The 14,707-nt window shown below is 68.5% G+C and carries 19 protein-coding genes; 17 read left to right on the top strand and 2 right to left on the bottom strand.

Annotated features, from left to right (window positions below; genetic code table 11):
- Positions 1 to 196 precede the first annotated feature (196 nt).
- Entirely contained in the window at positions 197 to 859 is a 663-nt protein-coding gene (locus F792_RS0102715) for a hypothetical protein (protein WP_018168268.1), read from the bottom strand.
- A 78-nt stretch (positions 860 to 937) separates the two neighbouring features.
- On the opposite strand from F792_RS0102715, the gene F792_RS0102720 reads away from it, so the two are divergent.
- The 15 genes from F792_RS0102720 to F792_RS0102790 all read left to right on the top strand — a co-directional run bounded on the left by F792_RS0102720 (position 938) and on the right by F792_RS0102790 (position 12,472).
- Positions 938 to 2,038 carry an LLM class flavin-dependent oxidoreductase gene (locus tag F792_RS0102720; RefSeq protein ID WP_018168269.1) on the top strand — a complete coding sequence of 367 codons (1,101 nt, stop codon included), beginning with the start codon at positions 938 to 940 and terminating at the stop codon, positions 2,036 to 2,038.
- An 11-nt stretch (positions 2,039 to 2,049) separates the two neighbouring features.
- Positions 2,050 to 2,982, top strand: coding sequence for an NAD-dependent epimerase/dehydratase family protein (locus tag F792_RS0102725; protein ID WP_018168270.1), 933 nt, complete (start codon positions 2,050 to 2,052; stop codon positions 2,980 to 2,982).
- Between the two features lie 57 nt (positions 2,983 to 3,039).
- Positions 3,040 to 4,017, top strand: coding sequence for a calcium/sodium antiporter (locus F792_RS0102730; protein WP_018168271.1), 978 nt, complete (start codon positions 3,040 to 3,042; stop codon positions 4,015 to 4,017).
- Positions 4,014 to 4,991, top strand: a complete 978-nt coding sequence (locus tag F792_RS0102735; protein WP_018168272.1) for a KpsF/GutQ family sugar-phosphate isomerase — start codon at positions 4,014 to 4,016, stop codon at positions 4,989 to 4,991. The genes F792_RS0102730 and F792_RS0102735 overlap by 4 nt, the downstream gene beginning before the upstream one ends.
- Complete coding sequence (locus F792_RS0102740; protein WP_018168273.1) at positions 4,991 to 5,530, top strand: HAD family hydrolase; 540 nt, start codon at positions 4,991 to 4,993, stop codon at positions 5,528 to 5,530. Before F792_RS0102735 ends, F792_RS0102740 begins: the two co-directional genes overlap by 1 nt.
- Positions 5,527 to 6,108 carry an LPS export ABC transporter periplasmic protein LptC gene (lptC, locus tag F792_RS0102745; RefSeq protein ID WP_255349455.1) on the top strand — a complete coding sequence of 194 codons (582 nt, stop codon included), beginning with the start codon at positions 5,527 to 5,529 and terminating at the stop codon, positions 6,106 to 6,108. Before F792_RS0102740 ends, lptC begins: the two co-directional genes overlap by 4 nt.
- Positions 6,089 to 6,628 carry a lipopolysaccharide transport periplasmic protein LptA gene (gene lptA, locus F792_RS0102750; protein WP_018168275.1) on the top strand — a complete coding sequence of 180 codons (540 nt, stop codon included), beginning with the start codon at positions 6,089 to 6,091 and terminating at the stop codon, positions 6,626 to 6,628. Before lptC ends, lptA begins: the two co-directional genes overlap by 20 nt.
- Positions 6,625 to 7,395: an LPS export ABC transporter ATP-binding protein gene (gene lptB, locus F792_RS0102755; RefSeq protein WP_018168276.1), complete on the top strand. Its 771-nt coding sequence runs from the start codon at positions 6,625 to 6,627 to the stop codon at positions 7,393 to 7,395. Before lptA ends, lptB begins: the two co-directional genes overlap by 4 nt.
- Positions 7,396 to 7,483: 88 nt before the next feature.
- Positions 7,484 to 8,968, top strand: a complete 1,485-nt coding sequence (locus tag F792_RS0102760) for an RNA polymerase factor sigma-54 (RefSeq protein WP_018168277.1) — start codon at positions 7,484 to 7,486, stop codon at positions 8,966 to 8,968.
- Between the two features lie 16 nt (positions 8,969 to 8,984).
- Positions 8,985 to 9,323, top strand: a complete 339-nt coding sequence (gene hpf, locus F792_RS0102765) for a ribosome hibernation-promoting factor, HPF/YfiA family (protein WP_018144530.1) — start codon at positions 8,985 to 8,987, stop codon at positions 9,321 to 9,323.
- Between the two features lie 3 nt (positions 9,324 to 9,326).
- Complete coding sequence (locus F792_RS0102770) at positions 9,327 to 9,794, top strand: PTS sugar transporter subunit IIA (protein WP_018168278.1); 468 nt, start codon at positions 9,327 to 9,329, stop codon at positions 9,792 to 9,794.
- A 48-nt stretch (positions 9,795 to 9,842) separates the two neighbouring features.
- Positions 9,843 to 10,874, top strand: a complete 1,032-nt coding sequence (gene hprK, locus F792_RS0102775; RefSeq protein WP_018144532.1) for an HPr(Ser) kinase/phosphatase — start codon at positions 9,843 to 9,845, stop codon at positions 10,872 to 10,874.
- 7 nt (positions 10,875 to 10,881) lie between these two features.
- Positions 10,882 to 11,754, top strand: coding sequence for an RNase adapter RapZ (gene rapZ, locus F792_RS0102780; protein WP_018168279.1), 873 nt, complete (start codon positions 10,882 to 10,884; stop codon positions 11,752 to 11,754).
- Between the two features lie 51 nt (positions 11,755 to 11,805).
- Positions 11,806 to 12,231: a PTS sugar transporter subunit IIA gene (locus tag F792_RS0102785; protein WP_018168280.1), complete on the top strand. Its 426-nt coding sequence runs from the start codon at positions 11,806 to 11,808 to the stop codon at positions 12,229 to 12,231.
- Complete coding sequence (locus F792_RS0102790) at positions 12,203 to 12,472, top strand: HPr family phosphocarrier protein (protein WP_018144535.1); 270 nt, start codon at positions 12,203 to 12,205, stop codon at positions 12,470 to 12,472. The genes F792_RS0102785 and F792_RS0102790 overlap by 29 nt, the downstream gene beginning before the upstream one ends.
- A 51-nt stretch (positions 12,473 to 12,523) precedes the next feature.
- On the opposite strand, the gene F792_RS0102795 is transcribed toward F792_RS0102790, so the two are convergent.
- Complete coding sequence (locus F792_RS0102795) at positions 12,524 to 13,414, bottom strand: PfkB family carbohydrate kinase (protein WP_018168281.1); 891 nt, start codon at positions 13,412 to 13,414, stop codon at positions 12,524 to 12,526.
- A 124-nt stretch (positions 13,415 to 13,538) separates the two neighbouring features.
- Here F792_RS0102795 and F792_RS0102800 point away from each other — a divergent pair, with 124 nt between their 5' ends.
- Together F792_RS0102800 and F792_RS0102805 are read left to right on the top strand one after the other, a co-directional pair.
- Positions 13,539 to 13,949, top strand: coding sequence for a nuclear transport factor 2 family protein (locus F792_RS0102800; protein ID WP_018168282.1), 411 nt, complete (start codon positions 13,539 to 13,541; stop codon positions 13,947 to 13,949).
- A complete protein-coding gene (locus tag F792_RS0102805) occupies positions 13,925 to 14,386 on the top strand; it encodes a nuclear transport factor 2 family protein (RefSeq protein ID WP_018168283.1) in 462 nt (153 codons plus the stop codon). Before F792_RS0102800 ends, F792_RS0102805 begins: the two co-directional genes overlap by 25 nt.
- The last annotated feature ends 321 nt before the right edge of the window (positions 14,387 to 14,707 follow it).

Here is a 14,707-nt window from a genome sequence, read left to right on the forward strand (position 1 = left end):
TTCCCCGATCCTGCGTTGCGGCCCGAATCGGTCAAAAACGGGCCGGTAGAACCACTACCGGCTGCGCGCCGCGCCTTGGCTCGGAAAACCTGGGGTACCAACGCGAGTGTGTACATCAATCAGTGTTTCCTTAGGCCCACAGAACCCCGAAGTCTGGGCGCAGGCCGGGAGACCGTCAAACGGGCGGGCGCGGTGCTCATCCCAATCCCAGCAATGCGGCGATGGTGCGGAAATCCGACAGCCGCTCCGGACGCGCGCGCAGGAACACCGGGGTCTCGCCGCTGCCACCGGCCTGCCCGAGGGCCTCCACCAGCGCGCGCCAGCCCGGCGCATCCAGCCCTGCCTCGGGGTTGACCTGCCAGGCCCCGCCCCCGGCAAGCGCCGCCGATTTCGGCGCCGGGGCGGGATGAAACCAGGCCGCCTCGGCGCGCGCGATCACCCGCTCCTCGCCGGCGCCGTACACCATCAGGCGCCCCAGTCCGGCCGCCTCCAGCGCCGCGCGGATCGCCTGCACCTGCGCCGGCCCCATCGGCCCCGGCGCCACCGCCTGCAGGCCGTCGCCGACAGCCTCGGCCAGCGCGCGCGCCCGCGTCGCACCCGTCTCGAGGCCCAGCTCCACCGGCCAGTCCAGTGTCAGCCGCAGCGCGGGTGGCACGGCCTCGGCCCAGTCGCCGAAGGCCGGCGCCCCGGCCTCGGTCCACACCGGGGCGGGCAGCAACAAACGGCTGTGGTAATGGGTGTAGTACTCCAGCTGCCAGTCCTGCGGCAGGTCCTCGGGGAAGAAGTCGTCCCACCAGTCCTCTCCGGGGCCCGCCACCCCGGCGGCCTGCAATACCGGCGCTTCCTGATCCTGCGACATGCCTCAACCTCCACGACGTAACCGCAGCTTTGCGCGGATTGCTTGTATCACCTGCGAGCGCGCGGCACAGTTGGCGCCATGCGTTTCGACCTGTTCCACGAGCTCTCGGTACCGGACTTCCTGCAGACCTCCGAAGCGGAGGTGCTGGAGAACACCCTGCGCCTGTGGGAGCGCGCCGATCATCTCGGCTTCGGCACCGCCTGGCTGGTGGAGCACCACCTGATGCCGGAGTTTTCCCACTCCACCGCGCCGGACCTGGTGCTGGCCGCGGCCAGCCAGCGCACCAAACGCCTGCGCCTGGGCCTGGGCGTAGTGCCGCTGCCCTACCACCATCCGCTGCGAGTGGCGCAGCGCGTCGGCATGCTCGACCAGCTCTCCGGCGGGCGCCTGGATCTGGGCATCGGGCGCGGCTTCTCGCCGCGCGAATATGCCACATTCGGGGCCGAGATGAGCGAGTCCCGCGCGCGGGTCGATGCCGGGCTGGATGCGCTGCGCCAGGCCTTCGCCACCGGCCGCATCACCCAGGACGGGCCGTTCCATCACCTGGACGACGTGCCCGTGATGCCGCGCCCGGTACAGGCCCCGCACCCGCCGATCTGGACCGCCGCGGTCAGCCCGGAGTCCTTCACCTGGGCGGCGCAGCAGGGTATCGGCGCGCTGGCCGGGCCATTCAAGCCCTGGCAGATGATCCGCGAGGACATCCGCCTGTACCACGAGGCCTGGGACGCGACACGCACGGACATCGCCCACCCGCCCCGGGTCGGCATGACGCTTGGGGTCCTGTGCCTGCCGGACGGCAAGCGCGCGCGGCGCGAGGCCAAGCCGGCCTTCGAGTGGTTCTACCGCCACATGTTCCAGCAGACCCTGCCGGTGCTGGAACGCCTGATCGAGGGCTACGACTATTACCGCTCGCTCGGCCGCTTCCGCCACCTGGTCAAGGCCGGGATCAACCTGAAGGTCCTCGACATGCTGGGCATGACGCTCGTCGGCACCCCCGCCGAATGCCGTGAACGCATCGAGGGCCTGCGCGCGGCCGGGGTCGACCAGGTCCTGCTGGCCTTCGGCGCCGGGGCTGTTCCGCATGCGCTGGCCGAGGAGTCCATGGACTGCTTCGCGGAAGAGGTCATGCCCGCGTTTGCCGACCCCGCCCCGACCACCGTCGCCCGCACCGCAACCTGAGCGAAACACGGATGCACGTCGCCGTGACCGGCGCCGCCGGGCGCCTGGGGCAAGTCCTGCTGCCCGCCCTGGCACACGAGCCGACGATTGAACACATCCTCGCCCTGGACCGGGCCGCGCCAGCGCTGCCTCCCCCCGAGAACGGCACCGTTATCGAGGCCCGGGTACTCGACCTGGCGCAGCTCCAGCCGGACGACCTGGCCGGGGTGGACACGCTGGTGCACCTCGCCTTTCAGTTGATGGGCGGTCACGGGGGACGCCGCCGGCATGACCGCACCTGGGTCCGCCAGCAGAATGTGGCCCTGAGCCAGCAGGTGTTCCACGCGGCGGTGACCGCCGGTGTGCGCCACATCGTGTTCCTGTCCAGCGCGGCGGTCTACGGCCCCTGGCCGGACAGCCCGCAGCCGCTCCGTGAGGACCATCCCACCCGGCCGCGCTTCCCCTATGCCGAAGACAAGGTCGCCGTGGAGCAGGCCCTACTCGCGCTCGCCCGGGAACACCCCGAGTGCCAGGTGACCCTCCTGCGCCCGCCCGCGATCGTCGGCCCGAACGCCCACCCGCTGTTGCTGCAGATCGCCCGCGGGCGGCTGTATCCCGCCGGAGGCGAACAGCCAGTGCAGATCCTGTGGGAGGACGATGCCGCCGCCGCGATCGTGCGCAGCATCACAACTCGCACCGCGGGGATCTTCAACCTGGGGGCCGAACCTGCCTGGTCGCTACGGGCGATGGCGCGCCACCAGCGGCGCTGGGGGATCCCGGTGCCACTGCGGCTGATCCGCACCCTGCACCCGCTGGCCTGGCGCCTGACCGCCCGCGCCGGGGACCCCGGCTGGGTCCGCGGGCTGGACGGCCCGCTGGTACTGGACTGCACCCGCGCCCGCGAGCAGCTCGGCTGGACACCGCAGGTGACCACCGCCGGGTGTCTGGACCGCCTGCGCTGCTGAAACCACTACCCAATCGGCTACAATCCCGGGCCTGACCCTCCCCGGACCCGACTGTCCATGGTGCTACCCGTTGTCGCCATCATCGGCGGCCTGATCCTGCTGACCTGGAGTGCCGACCGCTTCGTGTTCGGCGCCTCGGCCCTGGCCCGCGGCCTGGGCGTCAGCCCGCTGATCATCGGCCTGACCATCGTCGCCTTCGGGACCTCGGCACCGGAGATCGTGGTCTCGGTCCTCGCCAGCCTGCAGGGCAACCCGGGGCTGGCGGTGGGCAACGCGATCGGCTCGAACATCGCCAACATCGCGCTGGTGCTGGGGACCGCGACCCTGGTCGCGCCGCTGGCGATCGGGCGCGGCATGGTTCGGCGCGAACTGCCGATCCTCCTGCTGGTCAGCTTCGGCGTGCTGCTCCTGCTGGTGGATGGCGAACTGGGCCGGCTGGAGGGCATCGCGCTGCTGGCCGGTCTGGTCCTGTTCACTGCCTGGATGGCCATCAGCGCCCGGCGCGCACGCCCGGCCCCCCATGACGACACCCCCGAGGTGGTGCGCGGCATGGTCGAGACGATCCCAGAGGGCGACCGACTGGGGCCCGCGATCGCCTGGCTCGTGTTCGGGCTGCTGCTCCTGCTGGCGAGCAGCCAGGCCCTGGTCTGGGGGGCCGTCGAGATCGCCGAACAACTGGGGGTCAGCGACCTGGTCATCGGGCTGACCATTGTCGCGGTGGGCACCAGCCTGCCGGAGCTGGCGACCTCGGTGGTCGCCGCCTTCCGCCGCGAGGCCGGGCTGGCGATCGGGAATGTAGTCGGCTCCAATCTGTTCAACTTGCTCGCGGTACTGGCCGTTCCGGCCCTGATCACGCCGCTGGCAATCGACGCCGATGTGCTGACGCGCGACTATCCGGTGATGCTGGCATTGACCGTGGCCCTGTTCCTGATCGCGCTGGGCCGCCGCGGACAGATCCGGCGCTGGCAGGGCGCCCTTCTCCTCATCGCCTTCGCAAGCTACCTTGTCTATTTGGGAATCACGGCAACCGCATGAACTTCAACCCCGAAACGACCCGCAAGCTCGCCCTGGCCGTCCTCAATGACGAGGCCGAGGCCGTACGCAACCTCGCCCGGCGCATCGACGACCGCTTCCTCGAGGCCTGCCGCTGCATCCTCGCGTGCAAGGGCCGCGTGATCGTCACCGGCATGGGCAAGTCCGGGCACATCGGCAGCAAGCTGGCCGCGACCCTGGCCTCCACCGGCACGCCGGCCTTCTTCGTGCATCCGGGCGAGGCCAGTCACGGCGATCTCGGCATGATCACCCGCGAGGACGTGGTCATCGCGCTGTCGAACTCCGGCGAGACCGACGAGATCATCACCATCCTGCCGCTGATCCGGCGCCTGGGCGTACCGCTGATCGCGATGACCGGCAACCCCGGCTCGCGCCTCGGCGCGGATGCCACCGTACACCTGGATGTCAGCGTCGAGCGCGAGGCGTGCCCGCTGGGCCTGGCTCCCACCTCCAGCACCACCGCCGCGCTGGCGATGGGCGATGCCCTGGCCGTCGCGGTGTTGGATGCACGCGGCTTTACCGCCAACGACTTTGCCCGCTCGCACCCCGGCGGCCGCCTTGGCCGGCGCCTGCTGGTGCATGTCGCCGACATCATGCATACCGGAGGCGCGATCCCGCGCATCACCCCGGACGCCCCACTCAAGGACGCCCTGTTCGAGATCACCCGCAAGGGTCTGGGGCTGGTGATCATCACCGACGGTGACGATCGCATCCAGGGCGTGTTCACCGATGGCGACCTGCGGCGCACCCTGGATGCCGGGCACAGCCTGGACGGCCTGACCATCGGCGAGGCCATGACCACCGGCGGCCACACCGCGCAGCCCGACTGGCTGGCGGTGGAGGCCCTGGAGGCCATGGAGAGCCGGCGCATCAACGCCCTGCCCGTCACCGACGCCGAAAACCGCCTGGTGGGCGTGATCAACATGCACGACCTGCTGCGCGCCGGGGTGGCGTGATGAACCTGGATGCCACCACTCTGCGCACCCACCAGCAGGCCGTTCGCCTGCTGATCCTGGACGTGGACGGCGTGCTGACCGACGGCAGCCTGTTCCTGGGCGACGGCGGCGAGCAGTACAAGGCCTTCAACAGCCGCGACGGCCACGGTATCCGTCTGGCCCTGGACGGCGGGATCGAGATCGCCATCCTGACCGGGCGCACCTCCGGGGTCGTCGAGCACCGCATGCGCGACCTGGGAGTGGAGCATCTGATCCAGGGCCGCCGCGACAAGGGCGAAGCCCTGCACGAACTGCTGCAGCGCACCGGTCACGACCCCGCCGAAGCGGCCTTCATGGGCGACGACATCGTGGATCTTCCAGCGATGCAGCGGGTCGGGCTCGGGATCGCGGTCGGCGACGCCCACCCGCTGGTGCGCCAGCATGCCCAGTGGGTGACCGAAGCCCATGGTGGGCGCGGGGCCGTGCGCGAGGCCTGCGAGGGCCTGCTGGCCGCGCAGGACCGGCTCGACGCGCTGTTCGAGACCTACCTGAACGGATGAGCCGCAGGATTCGCAGCCGACTCGGATGGACCCTGGCCGTGCTCGCATTCGCGACCGTGCCCCTGGCGCAGGCTGAGGTAAGCCCGCCCGAGGGCGAGGTCACGCTGCAGATTGACGGCTTCACCCTGCATGCCACCGGCGACGACGGCGAACTGAGCCATCGTCTGCGCGGCACCCGCCTGCGCGAGTTTGGACGTGACGGCCCCCAGTGGGTGGACGACCCGGACCTCGACCTGTTCGCCGAAGGCGGTATCGAATGGCGCTGGACTGCCCCCGCCGCGCTGCATCAACCGGCCGCCGCGACCCTGGACCTGGTGGGCCCCACCCACGGCGTACAGCCGCCCCGCGGCGAACGCGTGGAGACCCTCATCGATTCGCGGGATGTTCGCGTCGCCACCGACACCATGGTCGCCACTTCGGATGCCCTTTCCACCCTGAACCAGCCGGGCCTGTTCCAGCGCGGCACCGGTCTGCGCGTGGACTCGCGAGGGGATACCATAGAGTTGTTCCATGACGTGTACTCGCTCTACAGCGAGACGAGCGAGGAGGATCCCGCGCATGACCCCGAATCCCCATAGCCTTCGCCACCGTCCGGGCCAACCGGGTGCCCGCGTGGCGGCGCTCCTGCTGCTCGTGCTGCTGGCCACGCCCGCGTTCGCCCAGCAGGGCTCGGGCCCGGCGCTGCCGGTGGAGATCACTGCCGACCGCGCGGAGATGGACGAACGCCAGGGGCTGGGGACCTACACCGGCGACGTGATCGTGATCCGCGGCGACATGACCCTGGAGGCCGACAAGGTCTACGTGCGCACCCGCGATCGCCGCCCCTACGAGATGGAGGCCCACGGCGAGCCGGCACGCCTGGAATCACCCGATCCGGAAACCGGAGAGATGCGCATTGCCACCGCCCTGCGCATCGACTACCTGCTGAACGAAGACCGCATGATCCTCACCGACCAGGCCCATGTGATCACCACCAGCGAGGAGGCGCGCGGCAAGCGCATCACCTACGACCTGACGACCGACGTGATCGAGGCCGAACGCGGCGAAGGCGACAGCGAGCGCGTGCGCATCACCATCCAGCCGCGCGACGACGAATGAACGCCACCGCCCCCAGCCCATCCGCCACACCGGCACAAACCAACGACCGCCTGATCGGACGCGAGCTGACCAAGCGCTACGGCCAGCGCACGGTGCTGGACCAGGTGGACGTCGACCTCGCGCCCGGCGAGGTGGTCGGCCTGCTGGGCCCGAACGGGGCCGGCAAGACCACCTGCTTCTACAGCCTGGTCGGGCTGATCCGCCCCAATACCGGACGCATCACCCTGGGCGAACGCGATATCACCCGCGCCCCCATCCATGTGCGCGCGCGCGCCGGCCTCGGCTACCTGCCGCAGGAGGCCTCGATCTTTCGCCGCCTGAGCGTGTGGGACAACCTCCAGGCCGTGCTCGAGCTGCGCCCCGGACTCGATCGCCACGAGCGCCGGCGCATTGGCGATGCGCTGATCGAGGAGTTCCAGCTCGAGACCGTGCGCCACAGCCCGGGCATCGCGCTGTCCGGTGGGGAACGGCGCCGGGCCGAGATCGCCCGCGCCCTCGCCGGGGATCCGCGCTTCATCTGTCTGGACGAGCCCTTCGCCGGGGTGGACCCGATCTCGGTGGGCGACATCCAGGACGTGATTCGGCATCTCGCCCAGCGCGGCATCGGCGTACTGATCTCCGATCACAACGTGCGCGAGACCCTCGGCATCTGCCACAGGGCCTATATTCTAAGCGAAGGCCGCCTGCTGGCCGCCGGGACACCGGACGAGCTGCTGGCCGATCCCCAGGTGCGCCGGGTCTATCTCGGCGAGAACTTCCGCCTGTGAAAGCGCCCCATATGCGGCCCGGTCGGTGCACAAACCACAAGGCAGGCTTTAAGATTCCATCAATGCCAACCCTCGCCCCGCATACCCGATGCTGAAACCCGGCCTGAATCTGCAGCTGGGTCAAACGCTGACCATGACCCCGCAACTGCAGCAGGCGATCCGCCTGTTGCAGCTGTCCACGCTCGAGCTCCAGGTGGAGATCCAGCAGGCGCTGGAGAGCAACCCCATGCTCGAACAGGTCGAGGACGAAGATGCCGAGGCCGACACCGAGCGCCTGAACCAGGACGGCGAGCTGGTGGAAGGCGATCGCATGGAGGCCACCACCACCAGCGACGACGTGATCCCCGAGGAACTGACGACCGACAGCCGCTGGGACGACATCTACGAGCCGGCCCCGACGCCCAACAAGGGCGTGGATGACCGCGACCCGCTGGAAAACACCAGCGACGACGACGGTGAGGGCCTGCAGGATCACCTGCTGTGGCAGCTGCATCTGAGCCATCTGACACCGCGCGACCAGCGCATCGGGGCGGCCCTGATTGACGCCATCAGCCCCGACGGCTATCTCGAGGGTGACCTGGAAACCCTGGCCGAGACCATCAGCCGAGGCGAGGATGAAACCGTCGGCGTCGACGAGGTCGAGGCAGTGCTCCACTGGATTCAGCAGTGCGACCCGCTGGGGGTCGGCGCGCGCAACCTGCGGGAGTGCCTGGAGATCCAGCTACGCGAACTGGCCCCGGACGCCCCGGCCCGCGAGGCCGCACGGGCGATCCTGGAACACGGCATGGACAGCCTGGGCAAGCGCGACTACAAGGCCCTGCAGCGCCAGTCCGGCGTACGCGACCCGGACGAACTGGCCCGCGCACTGGATCTGATCCGCACCCTGAACCCGCGCCCCGGCGCACAGATCAGCTCCGCCACCTCGGAATACGTGGTCCCGGATGTCTACGTGCGCCACACCACCGAGGGCTGGCGCGTGGAGCTGAATCCGGAGATCGCACCGCGCATCCGCATCAACGACCTCTACGCCGGCATGGTGCGCCAGGTCTCGGATGCCCGCGACAGCGCCTTTATGCGCGATCAGCTGCAGGAGGCACGCTGGTTCCTGAAGAGCCTGCACAGCCGCAACGACACACTGCTGCGGGTCGCCGAGGCGATCGTCCACCGCCAGCAGGGCTTTCTCGAGCATGGCGACGTCGCGATGCAGCCATTGATCCTGCGCGACATTGCCGAGACCCTGGAGATGCACGAATCGACCATCTCGCGGGTTACCACGCAGAAATACATGCACACCCCGCGCGGGGTCTTCGAGTTCAAGTATTTCTTCTCCAGCCATGTCGGCACGAACGATGGCGGCGAGTGTTCCGCCACCGCCATCCGTGCCATGATTCGCGAATTGATTGGCGACGAACCCCCGAACAAGCCGCTCAGCGATGCCCGGCTCGCCCAGGTCCTGTCGGACCGGGGCATCAACGTAGCGCGCCGCACCGTGGCCAAGTACCGCGAGGCGATGCACATCCCTTCATCCAGCGAACGCCGGCAGATGGCCTCGATGCCCACCGGCAGCAAGTAACCAAGGAGTCCTGACCATGCAGATCAACCTGACCGGCCACCACGTGGACATCACCGACGCCCTGCGCGACTACGTCAACGAGAAATTCGCGAAGCTGGAGCGCCACTTCGACAAGGTCATCGACGTCCACGTCGTGCTGACCCACGAGAAGACCCGGAATCAGCACAACCAGGCCGAAGCGAATCTCCAGGTCAGCGGCAATCACATCCACGCCGAGGCCTCTCACGAGGACATGTATGCCGCGATCGACGCGCTGATCGACAAAGTCGACCGTCAGCTGATCAAGCACAAGGAAAAGGTCAAGGACCACCACCGCGCCGAAGGTGCCCAGCGCAACCGCGAGCAGGCCTCCTGATCCATGACGATTGCCGAGTTGATCACCTCCGAGCGCATTGGCCTGCAACCCGAGTGCTCCAGCCAGAAACGGGCCCTGGAGGCCCTGGCGGACCTCCTCGCCGGCGGAGGTGACGGCACGGGACCGGGGAGCAACGCGATCTTCGAGGCCTTGTCCGCGCGCGAAAAACTCGGATCCACCGGTCTCGGCCATGGGGTTGCGATTCCCCATGGCCGCCTGGCCGATCTCGAGGCGCCGCGCGTGGCCGTGCTGCGCCTGGAAAAGGGCGTCGACTTCGACGCCATGGATCACGAGCCGGTCGATATCCTGATCGCACTGCTGGTCCCGGAGGCCGCCACCGGCGACCATCTCGACCTGCTGGCCCAGCTCGCCCGCGGCCTGTCGCAGCCAGACACCATCGGAGCGCTGCGCCGGGCCGGGGACGCGGCGGCCCTGGAACAGGAACTCGTGCGCCGCTTCAGCGAGGACTAAGCCCGTGGAACCCGCCTCCAGCCGCGATTCCGGCGCGCAGCGTCTGCCATGAACGAGGCGCTGGGAGAAGGCGGGATCGCCCGCGACATCAACGTGGAGAGCCTGATCCAGGCCATGGGAAACCGCCTGGATCTTCGCTTCGTGCACGGCGAACATGCAGCACCCGACCGCAAGCTGGTCGGCGACGACGGGGACGACCTGCCGCTGGCCGGCCATCTCAACCTGATCCGGCCCAACCGCATCCAGATCATCGGCGACTTCGAGGCCCGCTACATCTCCAGCCTCAGCGCCACCCAGTGCAACGACCTGATCCTGGAGATGGCCCGCACCGGGACCACCGCGGTGATCTTCGCCGAGGACACCTGTCCGTTCTCGGAGATGCCCGACGCCCCGCAGGAGGCGCTGCCGCTGATCCTGTGCTCCAGCACCAGCAGCCACGAGATTATCTCGCTGCTGCGCTATTTCCTGCAGCAGCGCCTGGCCCATTTCGAGGTGCGCCACGGCGTGTTCATGGAGATCCTCGGGATCGGGGTGCTGATCAGCGGCGCCTCCAGCGTCGGCAAGAGCGAGGTCGCACTGGAACTGATCTCGCGCGGGCATCGCCTGATCGCCGACGATGCCCCCGAATTCGCGCGCATTGCGCCCGACATCGTGCGCGGCCACTGCCCGGCCCTGCTCCAGGACCTGCTCGAGGTGCGCGGTCTTGGGGTGCTCAACATCCGCGCCATGTACGGCGATTCCGCGATCAAGGGCGGCAAGTACCTGCGCCTGATCATCGACCTACGCGATCATGGCGAACCCTCGCCGGTCCCCGATGACCGGCTGAACGGGCGCCGCGGCGAGATCGATATCCTCGGCCTGCGCGTCCCCTTGATCAGCCTGCCGATCGCGCCGGGGCGTAACATCGCGGTGATGATCGAGGCGGCCGTGCGCAACCACATGCTGCACATGCAGGGCTATATCGCTGGCGACGACCTGCGCGCACGCCAGCGCCGCCAGATGAGCGGCGAGACGGAGGAGCCGCCCTACCATCGCGCGGTGCCCGCCACTACGGTCCCCAACCCGGACCCGGAGGGCTGAATCGGCCATGCGCCTGCTAATCGTCAGTGGCCTGTCCGGGTCCGGCAAGACCGTGGCCCTGCACACCCTAGAGGATGCCGGCTACTTCTGCGTCGACAACCTCCCGCTGCCGCTGCTGCCGGACCTGATCGATCAGGTCCGGCAGGGCCACTACGACACCGAGACCGACCGCCATCTGGCCGTGGGCGTGGATGTGCGCAGCGGCCTGGAGGCCCTGGAGGGGTTCTCCGATCTCCTGGCGCAACTACGGGCGGACGGGGTGCAGGTGGAGGTCCTGTTCCTGCAGGCGGCCAGCGAGGTGCTGCTGCGGCGCTACCACCTGACCCGCCGGCGCCACCCGCTGGCGCGCGACGGCGTGCCACTGGTCGAGGCCATCGACCGCGAACGCGAGTGGCTGGGCCATGTGGCCGCGGAGGCCGACCTGACGGTCGACACCTCGCGCCTGTCGATGCACGATCTGGCCCGCACCCTGCGCGACCGCATAGGCGAGCGCGGGGAACACGAACTATCCCTGCAGTTCCAGTCTTTCGGCTTCAAACACGGCGCGCCGCTGGATTCCGACTTCGTGTTCGACGTGCGCTGCTTGCCCAATCCGCACTACGAAAGCGATCTGGCCGCCCTGACCGGTCGCGACCCGCCCGTGTGCGAGTTCCTTGAGCGGCACGCGGAGGTCGCGGCCATGTTCGACAGCATCCAGGGATTCCTGTCCCAGTGGCTGCCGCGCCTGCTGGACGATCACCGCAGCTACATAACCGTCTCCATCGGTTGTACCGGCGGGCAACACCGCTCGGTGTATCTGGTGGAGCGGCTTGCGGAGGCGTGGCAGGATCGGGAACATGTTACTGTTAGCACCCGTCACCGCGAGCTGGGGAAACAGTAACCACTGGACGCGGGACGAGGGCCTTCTGGAACCCGCAATCGGAGCAGATCCATGGGCGTTGGTCTCATTCTGATCACGCATCAAAACCTGGGCGATACCCTGCTGCAGACCGCGCAGAGCATGCTCGGGGGCCTGCCCGAGGACTGCGAGTCCATGGCGATGTCCCAGAACGACGACCCCGACGAGGTCCTGGCCCGCGCCCGCGAGCGCCTGGCGACCCTCGACAGCGGCTCGGGGGTGCTCGTTCTGACCGACATGTTTGGCTCCACGCCTTCCAACGTGGCGATTCGTGTCGCCCGGGGTGCAAATGCCCGCGTGATCGCCGGCGCCAACCTGCCGATGCTCATCCGCGTGCTCAACTATCAACACCTCCCCCTGACCGAACTGGTCAACAAGGCCCTTTCGGGCGGCCATGACGGGATTCTCCTCTGCGATCAGGAGTGCAGCGATGCCGCAGCGCGTAGTCCCCATCGTTAATCGCCTGGGGATGCACGCGCGCGCCGCGGCCAAGTTCGTCAGCCTGGCCAGCAAATTCGCCGCGGACGTCTCCGTCTCCCGCAACCAGCAGGAGGTGAATGGCAAGAGCATCATGGGCGTGATGATGCTGGCCGCCGCCCAGGGCAGCGAGATCACCATTGAGGCCGAAGGCAAGGATGCGCCGGAGGCGCTGGATGCACTCGCAGAGTTGGTCGCCGATCGTTTCGGCGAAGAGGCCTGAACCTCCGAGTCCCGCCCGCACCGGTCAACAACCACCATCCCCCTGCGGGGGCTATCCGGGCCACGCTCCCGGCTCGGAGCCCGCGTTAGCCAGCCCGTCCAGGCCGACCTGCTCGAGCTTGCGCTCCGCCAGGCGCACAGCGACCGTCAGGGCCTGCTCCGGGGGCTCCCCGGAGACCAGCGCGTGGATCAACCCGGCATTGAAGGTATCCCCTGCCCCCACGCTGTCGACCACCCGCAGTCCGGGCGTCGCTTCACAATGGTGGATCACGCCCCCCGCGGCCACCCAGGCCCCTTCGGCCCCGGCGGTCACGGTCAGGATGCGATCCGGGAAGCGCTCGGAAAGCTGCTCCAGCGCAGCCTCGGGAGTGCCCGCCACGCTCGCCGCCCAGTCGCGCGAGAGCATCAGGACATCGGCATAGTCCAGGCATGCGTCGAGCCCCGGCCGGGGCTTCTCCAGCTCCAGCGACACCGGCTGGTCAAAGATGCTCTCGCGCACCGCGCGCAGGATGGACGCAAGGGCCTCCGGGTTACGCCCCTCGAAGTGCAACCAGTCATATTCCGGCCAGGGTACGCCCGCGAGATCCTCCACCCCGAGTTCGGGCAGGTCGCGGTGATGAACGATGGTGCGACTTCCCGTCTCCCTGGAGCGAAGAATATGGGAGGTCGGCGTCGCTCCGGGCCGGCGTACGCAGTGACGAACATCCAGTCCGTGGCCCTCCAGGGACGCGCTCAAGGCATCCCCGGCCGCACCCTTGGCGATGACTGCGGCCAGGCCCGGGCGGTGGCCGAACTGCGCCAGGATCGTTGCCGTGTTGGTCGCGTTGCCTCCAGGCTGGGTGGTGCTGGCGAGCGCCCGGACCTCGTCGTCCTCGGCCGGGAAGGCTGCAACATCGAGGGTGTGGTCGAGCGTGACAATGCCAGTCGCGAGGATACGTGCCATACGGGCTCCCGTGATGAAGGAGCGCCATTCTGGCGGGTCGCGCCCATTACGTCATCTCGCATATTCGTCATCCGCGGATGCTCCTGCGACAATAACCCCTCTGTCTCAGGAGGCCCCGACCGGTATGGCCACGTTCCCTTCTCCCGAATCCACCGAAGCCGCCTTTTACGCGGCCTTTCAGGCAGGCGATGCACAAGGCATGCGCGAAATCTGGCACGACAGTGCCGAGTGTGTCTGCATCCACCCAGGTGGCGAGCGCCTGCAGGGAACGGACATCATCCTGGAAAGCTGGGACGACATCCTGCCGAGGATGCGCGGGGTGATCGTACACCGAACCCAGGTGACGGCCATCCCGGGCGAAGACCTCGTCCTCCACGTATTGCGCGAAAACCTGTATGTCCAGGGTGAGCGGCGCGGCGTCATGCTGGCGACCAATGGCTACCGCCATGATGGGGAAAGCTGGCGCATGGTGCTCCACCACGCCAGCCCGGACCCGGAACCCACGCCGGAATGGCCCACCGGGGGCGTGCACTGATGGCGACGGATGCCGATCGCTGCGTCGAGGCGTATTACGCCGCCTTTCGTGCCGCCGATATCGAACAGATGATGCGCCTCTGGGGCGAGCGTCCCGACATCGTCTGCATCCACCCGGGCAGCCCGCGCGCCCACCGGGGCGTGGCAGAGGTGATGGAGAGCTGGCTACTGGTCTTCGCGCGTGAACTGAATATCGGGATCGAACCGAAGATCGTGGGGCGCCACGAGACCGGGGAGATCATCAGCCTGGTCATCGAGGAGGCGATCACGCGACCGGGCGACGTCGCGCCCACCGGGACGATCCTGATCAGCCAGACCTGGCGCTGGCTGGACACGGGCTGGCGCCTGCTGTTTCACCACGCCTCGCACGGGCGCCGCTCACCGCCATCGCAGGACGGCATGTTCGTCCCCGATGGCGGCGGCAACACCCGCCACTGACGAGCAGTGGGATCGACCACGAAGCGCATGAACGCACGAAGAAGGTCCAAAGCGAGTGCACCACGGAGCACCTAGAGAAGGGCGTTCGGGGCAGGTGTGTTCCGAGGCAAAAGGATCCGCGAACGGTATGGATGCGTGTCGTGAAGCGCCTGAACAACCGGAAACTGCCTCGCTGTGCTCCGCCGTCCTCGGGGGGTTCAAAAAATCACGTGACCACCGCCACCAGGCGTCCGGCAGATCGATGGAGCCCAGGACCTTCCACTGCCCGTTGACCCCATTAGAATCACGCATGGGGCCGCAACCGGCCACTGTGGATGACTC

Source organism: Thioalkalivibrio sp. ALMg9, assembly GCF_000380625.1.
GTDB classification, from domain to species: Bacteria; Pseudomonadota; Gammaproteobacteria; order Ectothiorhodospirales; family Ectothiorhodospiraceae; genus Thioalkalivibrio; species Thioalkalivibrio versutus.

What these genes read in the sequence shown, in the direction of transcription:
- F792_RS0102715 (WP_018168268.1), bottom strand. Translation starts at nt 859, where the DNA reads ATGTCGCAGGATCAGGAAGCGCCGGTATTGCAGGCCGCCGGGGTGGCG.
- F792_RS0102720 (WP_018168269.1), top strand. Translation starts at nt 938, where the DNA reads ATGCGTTTCGACCTGTTCCACGAGCTCTCGGTACCGGACTTCCTGCAG.
- F792_RS0102725 (WP_018168270.1), top strand. Translation starts at nt 2,050, where the DNA reads ATGCACGTCGCCGTGACCGGCGCCGCCGGGCGCCTGGGGCAAGTCCTG.
- F792_RS0102730 (WP_018168271.1), top strand. Translation starts at nt 3,040, where the DNA reads ATGGTGCTACCCGTTGTCGCCATCATCGGCGGCCTGATCCTGCTGACC.
- F792_RS0102735 (WP_018168272.1), top strand. Translation starts at nt 4,014, where the DNA reads ATGAACTTCAACCCCGAAACGACCCGCAAGCTCGCCCTGGCCGTCCTC.
- F792_RS0102740 (WP_018168273.1), top strand. Translation starts at nt 4,991, where the DNA reads ATGAACCTGGATGCCACCACTCTGCGCACCCACCAGCAGGCCGTTCGC.
- lptC (WP_255349455.1), top strand. Translation starts at nt 5,527, where the DNA reads ATGAGCCGCAGGATTCGCAGCCGACTCGGATGGACCCTGGCCGTGCTC.
- lptA (WP_018168275.1), top strand. Translation starts at nt 6,089, where the DNA reads ATGACCCCGAATCCCCATAGCCTTCGCCACCGTCCGGGCCAACCGGGT.
- lptB (WP_018168276.1), top strand. Translation starts at nt 6,625, where the DNA reads ATGAACGCCACCGCCCCCAGCCCATCCGCCACACCGGCACAAACCAAC.
- F792_RS0102760 (WP_018168277.1), top strand. Translation starts at nt 7,484, where the DNA reads ATGCTGAAACCCGGCCTGAATCTGCAGCTGGGTCAAACGCTGACCATG.
- hpf (WP_018144530.1), top strand. Translation starts at nt 8,985, where the DNA reads ATGCAGATCAACCTGACCGGCCACCACGTGGACATCACCGACGCCCTG.
- F792_RS0102770 (WP_018168278.1), top strand. Translation starts at nt 9,327, where the DNA reads ATGACGATTGCCGAGTTGATCACCTCCGAGCGCATTGGCCTGCAACCC.
- hprK (WP_018144532.1), top strand. Translation starts at nt 9,843, where the DNA reads ATGAACGAGGCGCTGGGAGAAGGCGGGATCGCCCGCGACATCAACGTG.
- rapZ (WP_018168279.1), top strand. Translation starts at nt 10,882, where the DNA reads ATGCGCCTGCTAATCGTCAGTGGCCTGTCCGGGTCCGGCAAGACCGTG.
- F792_RS0102785 (WP_018168280.1), top strand. Translation starts at nt 11,806, where the DNA reads ATGGGCGTTGGTCTCATTCTGATCACGCATCAAAACCTGGGCGATACC.
- F792_RS0102790 (WP_018144535.1), top strand. Translation starts at nt 12,203, where the DNA reads ATGCCGCAGCGCGTAGTCCCCATCGTTAATCGCCTGGGGATGCACGCG.
- F792_RS0102795 (WP_018168281.1), bottom strand. Translation starts at nt 13,414, where the DNA reads ATGGCACGTATCCTCGCGACTGGCATTGTCACGCTCGACCACACCCTC.
- F792_RS0102800 (WP_018168282.1), top strand. Translation starts at nt 13,539, where the DNA reads ATGGCCACGTTCCCTTCTCCCGAATCCACCGAAGCCGCCTTTTACGCG.
- F792_RS0102805 (WP_018168283.1), top strand. Translation starts at nt 13,925, where the DNA reads ATGGCCCACCGGGGGCGTGCACTGATGGCGACGGATGCCGATCGCTGC.